Source organism: Gordonia otitidis NBRC 100426, assembly GCF_000248075.1.
GTDB classification, from domain to species: Bacteria; Actinomycetota; Actinomycetes; order Mycobacteriales; family Mycobacteriaceae; genus Gordonia; species Gordonia otitidis.
Genome location: NZ_BAFB01000194.1, coordinates 1 through 5,606 on the forward strand (window position 1 = coordinate 1; position 5,606 = coordinate 5,606).

Annotated in this window: 2 protein-coding genes; one reads left to right on the top strand and one right to left on the bottom strand. The window is 67.7% G+C overall.

Going from position 1 to position 5,606, the window contains the following annotated elements; genetic code table 11:
* Window positions 1–20 precede the first annotated feature (20 nt).
* Window positions 21–2,396, top strand: coding sequence for a hypothetical protein (locus tag GOOTI_RS19120; protein ID WP_138985314.1), 2,376 nt, complete (start codon window positions 21–23; stop codon window positions 2,394–2,396).
* Between the two features lie 95 nt (window positions 2,397–2,491).
* Here GOOTI_RS19120 and GOOTI_RS19125 read toward each other — a convergent pair whose 3' ends face one another.
* A complete protein-coding gene (locus GOOTI_RS19125) occupies window positions 2,492–3,895 on the bottom strand; it encodes a hypothetical protein (RefSeq protein WP_007240251.1) in 1,404 nt (467 codons plus the stop codon).
* Window positions 3,896–5,606: the final 1,711 nt, after the last annotated feature.

Consider the following 5,606-nt stretch of genomic DNA (forward strand, 5'->3'; position numbering starts at 1 on the left):
GAGAAACCCCATCTAGGCGCATGACCGCCACCCTCACGCCGCCCCCACCACACCGTCGGGGCGGCGATACGACCATGCCGCAACCGGCCACCGCGCCCGTCCACGGCACCCGAATCAACCCGGACACACACCACTGTTTCCGCATCGCCGCCGCCTGGGCGCCGCGTCGCCGCGTGCGCGTCGACACCGCAAACACCCACCAGTACAAGACGGTTCGCCGCTTCCCACGCAACGTTCACGACAGCATCGCGCCGACGCAGCCATGGGCTGTTGAACTGTTCGACACACTCGGACAGCTACGAATAATCGGCATCGATTTCGACGACAAACTCGGCCACCACGCCCGCCCCGACACCGACGCCGACGACCTTTTCACCTGCCTGCAACACCTCGGGCTCCCAGCCCTACTGTCGTCGTCCTCACCACACACCCGTCGCCGCCACATCTGGATCCTGTGCGCCGACAACGGCCTCACCGCACCGCAAACAACCACCCTTCGGCGACTACTCGCCGCCCGCTACCCGTCGATCGACCCCACCCCGCTCACCAATCCCGACAGCGGCGCACTGCGATTCCCCGGCGCACCGCACCGCGCCGGCGGCCACGCCGAACTCATCGCCGTCAGCACCCCACCGAACTGCGACCCGACCGCAGTACTGACCGGAGCCAGCCGCGCAGCTACCGATATTGTTGACCGCCTCGCCGCCCACTTCGCCGCGACCGGCACCCCACCCCACCTCACGAACACCCCACAACCACGCCAGGCTGCGGGCGTGCCGCGAGGCTGGGTGGTGCGCGACCGAGACACCCTTTCCGCCGCGATCACCGCGGCCACAACCGAACTGCGCTGCAGCCGGTATCGGCTCGCCGCGCACGTCACCGACGCCGGTCTGCCGCCCCTCGAGCTCACCGCCACCGATGTCGCCGACCAGCTGCCGCAGCTTCACACCACCCCCACCGCAGCTGACGCTGCCGTCTGCCTGACGTCGCTGCCGGATGCCACCCAACCCCCACCACAGCCTCTCGACCTCACCAGCACCACCATCGCCCCGACCGCCGTCCACCGCGTTGACGACTGCGTCGCTGACCGCGACTCCCACACATCGATCGACGATGTGTGGCCCGCCGACTACGCAACTCGTGCAGAAAGTCTCGGCCTCCGCGACCACCTCAACGCGCTACCGGCACGCATCCTGGCGTTACTCAATCCGGCAGCCACCGTCACCGACATGCGCGCCGACGCCAGCCGAATCGAACGGTCCGTTCTCCTCGCGTGCGCGCACGCCGGCTGGGATAGCGACACAGTGACGCTTCTCCAAGACGCGTTCGCGCCCGCCGCATTCACCCATTCCCAATCCCAACGGCTGCCCGCCACCATCCACCGCCAGCCCCGCACCCCACACGCCGCCCGCACACATCTGCTGCGGCAATTCGACCGCGCCCGCGCCGCCGTCACCCGCTACACCCCGCGACCCGACACCGACCGCGACCGCACCATCGACGACATCACCGACCGCGCCACCCGCATCCTCGCCTGGGCCGACCAACAGCACATCACCTACCGCTGCGACACCCACCTACTGCGCCGCATCCTCGAAGCGCATCTGGTGTGCGCGCTCACCGGAACCAGCACCTACTACGCCTCCACCCGTGAACTCGCGCGCATCGCCGCCGTCAACTCGCCGCAAACCGCCGCCACCTACACCCGCATCCTCGTCGACCTCAACGTCATCGACCTCCGCACACCCGCAGCAGGACGACGCGCCCACGAATTCGAGCTCCGCACACCTGACGAGCCCTCATGGACACAAGGGGTACCCGCCCCCCACGCCCCGACGCGAGAACTCGCCACGACAGCACCGTCCATGAAAACTCTCCGCGAATCGCTGCAGAAAAAGTTGGGTTTGTTCGCTCACGACGTGTGGACTGCGCCCGGTGGGACACACGCAAGCCTGCTGCTGGCGGCACTGCACACGATCCCCGGCTGCGATACGGCAGCCGCAGCCTGCACTACCGGCCTCACCGCAGATCAGGTGACCCGAGCTACCAGATTCCTCACCGACGCAGGCCTGCTCACCACACCCGACGCCAGCCCGATCAGCGACACGCAATGGCAGCACGCGGCGCAGAAAACCCGCACCGCAGGAGCCTGGCATCGTCGCCGCACCCGGTGGACTATCCAACGAGCCTGCTGGGACTGGTGGCAAGCAGAACACGAGTTCCTGGCCGCACCACACGACCACAAACACACCGTGTGGGCATCGACAGTGCTGTCAACGTTGGGCCGCTACCCGCGCACCACCAGCCCACAACCAGGTGGCAGCACCGCCGACCATGCAGCCGCCTACCGGCGCCTCGCCCCCCGCTACACCCCAACACGGTGGGTGACACAGTGACCGAAAACAACACCACCACCGCGACCCCACCGGCCCCTATCGCAGCCGCCGCAACCACAACGAACGGTGCGGAAAACCCGGCTGCCGCACCTACGTCACACGGCGCGCGACTTCCTCGGCGGAACAGCATTCGCCGCGGCGAGCTCCGCCTCCTCACACAACTCGAGATTCGACAACACACCCGCCCCACCGGCCGGCACCATCAACCACTTCACAAACGTCCACGCCCCACGCTCATGCGGCGCGACACGCGATTCCCACACCTTCCGCCACAACTTCCACCGCTGATAGGAGCACCGATAGCGGGCGTACAGCACACGCTGATCGAGCTTGTACTGCACCCCCGAATCATCAGCGACCGCCGCCCGCACCGTCATCGGCAACCCAGTCGGCGGCGCCGCCCAATCAACACCCTCGAACTCCAACGGCATCGTCTTCGTGATCATGCCGCGCGAGTAACCGTTCGTCGCCCGCGTGTACCGGCCACACAACAACGCCTGCGACTCCGGCACACACCACCACTGCACCTGACGGAACTGGTGACGCTCCAACACCGGCCGCATCTCCTCACGCGTACCGCCCTCACCATCACGCACCCGCTTACGCTCCCGGACCACACCACCACGACCATCCGGACGATAACGAGCCACCGCCTTCGCATAGCCGGCGATGATCGCCCCCAACCGATCCGACGGCTTCGCCGCAATCTCCACTTCCACCGCCACCAACTCGCCCTGACCAGTCACCTGCAAAAAGTCCGGGTACCGCACACTCAACGGATCCGAACCACGCTGCCTCGTCGACGGAACCGGAGCAGCCACGAACGTATCGCGCTTCTCAAACAGCTCCCGACCCGCAGAATCCTCACCCGTCTTCACAAACACCTGACCCGACCGCACCCCCACATCCGTCGCGCCAGCAGCAAACCGCACACCCACCGACTCCAAGAACGCCTGCACCTCAACAGGATCATCCTGCTTATCCAGCAACCGGATCTGACGTTCCGTCAACACCGTGATGCCCTGCGACCTCGCCACCAACATGCGATCCGCCACCAACGCTGCGTGCAACAAATTGTCGGGCACCGCACGATCCTGAACGGTCAACCCATCAAACATCCGCGGCAACGCCGAGACACCCACCCGCTGACCAGCACGAGTCGGCGTCAACACCGTGCCCGCCCACTCCTCCACACCATCATCACGCGCCAGCAACCCCGCTTGCGTCATCTTCACCGCACGCTTCAACGCCGTCTGCTCACTACCGCCGTAGAACCACTTCGCCGCCTGCCGCAACAAGATCATGCCGTGCAACGTCACAAACTCGAGCAGCTGCTCATCCCTCGGAGTACGCCGCCAACCATGCCCCCGATACGCCGTACCCGACCGCACCCCAGCCTCCTGCGACGCCAACCGCGCAGCCTTCTCCCGACGCCAACGCGAGAACAACGCATCAGCCCGCTGAGCCTCCACCAACGACTTCGGAACAACCTCAGCCACCAGCCCACCACCTCACAGATTTACGTGACCACAACCGTAACTACACCAAGTCACCACACATTCAACACCCTCAACACCCATACCTGCAGAAACAACGCCGATAGGTGACTCACAAACCCCCAACAAAATGCCGACTCTCGCCCCTCCCCACACAACACGCACAACGCCCTGGATAAAGCATTTACGGATGTTGTGCGTGCTGTGTGGTGTGTGGCTCGACCGGCGACGCCGGCAGGAGCGAACCCAACCGTCGCCGCCGGCGGCGTAGTCGACCTATTCGGCCGACCACGCCACCGGCGGCGACGGGGTTCGCGGACCTGCCGACGCCTCCGGCGGCTGTGCGGCGCCGCCGCAGCACACCCCCGGGCGGTCGGGGTCGCAAGCTCCCCCAAATCCGCCCACCGGGGTGTGCTGCGAGCGACACGCGCCACACAGCCACGCCAGCCAGGTAGGTGTCTGAGCCGTCGACAGCGACGCCAACACCGCGGGGTGGCCCGCCCTTCGGGACTGGGCCACAGGTGGCTGCTCACCTGCCGACGGAAGGGTCGCTGCCGTCGCCGGACGCCGGGGTCGTCGACGTCGTCTCCTGCCGTCGTCTCCTGCGCAGCCTGCAGCCGCCAACCACGCTCGCCGGGTACGTCTGCGGGCGCGGCCCACCACCGGCAGGTGACCCGACGACGAAGACCCCCAGGCCCGAAGGGCGGGGGTCACCGCAAGCCGTCTCGGGCACGACCCCCAGGCCCGAAGGGCGGGGGTCACCGGCACGCTGCGCTCCCCGACGCCACCACACGCCCTGGCGCAACCCGACGGTCTCGGACACAACCCCGGGCTGCCGTCGACAACCGCCGCCACCGGCCGCCGCCACCAACACCGCCACTCGCAGACCCCCAGGCCCGAAGGGCGGGGGGTCACCGCAGCCGACCACCACAACGCAACCCGGTGACACACCCCGAGCCCCGAAGGGCCGGGGTGCACCACCACCACAACCGCACATCCCCCCGGCGACAACACCGCCGCCAGCACCGCCGCCAGCAGCCACCCGCACCCTCACGCCACCAACCACAGACCCCCAGGCCCGAAGGGCGGGGGTCACCGCAAGCGGCCTCACCACACCAACAACCACCACAGCCGGGGCACAGCCCCACACCCACACCAACCACCACACGGCCCAGGCCCGAAGGGCGGGCCGCCCCCGAGGCACCCGGTCGGGTGCCCCGGCTCTCCTCCTTCCTCTGGCTGGCCGTCTGCCAGCCCCCCTCCGGGACAACCCACGTTCACCGACACAAGCAACCGCACTGAGCGCGTCGGGGTGTCGCTGACCGCGACACCCCGACGCCCTCAGCGCTCACGCGCGAGCTGCTCCGCAACCGACTACCGGTGTCGACCCGGCCACCGTCGTGGCTGAGCCTGCGCGGGTGGTTCAGCCCACGTAGTGGGCTGGGTTATGTGTGGGTGGATGAGGGGTGTGGGGCGGGCGGCGGCGTGGGTGGCGATTGGCGATTGGCGTGGCGGATTGCGATTGGCGGGCGCGGCAGCAGATTGGCGGAGGGTGGAGGGATTGGGGGACGAAAAGGTGGTCGCGGGGCGGGTGTGCTGGGTGCGGGTGTGTGCGGCGGGCGGATTGATGTGTTGGGGACATGGTGTGGCGAACCAATGGTTCGTGCTGTCTGCGGGTGGGTGGGGTCCTGGCCGGTGGTGTTGCTCGGTTCGT

Coding starts and splice junctions, on each gene's coding strand:
- GOOTI_RS19120 (WP_138985314.1), top strand. CDS start 21: ATGACCGCCACCCTCACGCCGCCCCCACCACACCGTCGGGGCGGCGAT.